Annotated in this window: 1 protein-coding gene; it reads left to right on the top strand. The window is 43.4% G+C overall.

Features of this window, described 5'->3' with window-relative positions; genetic code table 11:
• On the top strand, positions 1-440 hold a 440-nt coding region (gene rsmH / locus ACG9ZB_RS16755; RefSeq protein ID WP_419326803.1), incomplete at both ends, for a 16S rRNA (cytosine(1402)-N(4))-methyltransferase RsmH.

The following is a 440-nucleotide window of genomic DNA, read 5'->3' as shown; positions in this document are numbered from 1 at the left end:
CCTTAAGCATGAGTTATTATTAAGCTTCATAGGCTTGGTCGATGTTGTTATGGCCGAGTTGGGCGTGTCTTCACCGCAGCTTGATCAGGCAGAGCGTGGCTTTAGTTTTATGAAAGATGGACCACTGGATATGCGTATGGACAATTCAAAAGGTCCAACCGCAGCGCAGTGGTTGGTCAATATTGAGGAAGAGGCGTTAGCAAATATTATTTTCCAATATGGTGAAGAGCGTTATAGCCGTCGTATTGCGAAAGCCATTAAAGCGGCTGGGTTGATTGAAACCACCGCGCAGTTGGCTGAAATTGTGAAAGTGGCGCACCCGAAATGGGAAAAAAATAAACATGCAGCAACACGAACTTTCCAAGCAATTCGTATTGCCATTAATAAAGAATTAGAAGATATTGAAGTTTTCCTACCGCAAGCGGTAGACGTATTAAAAC

Origin of the sequence: Acinetobacter johnsonii, from assembly GCF_048551975.1 — a bacterium.
Lineage (GTDB): Bacteria > Pseudomonadota > Gammaproteobacteria > Pseudomonadales > Moraxellaceae > Acinetobacter > Acinetobacter johnsonii_A.
This window is presented reverse-complemented; position numbering and strand designations above follow the sequence as displayed.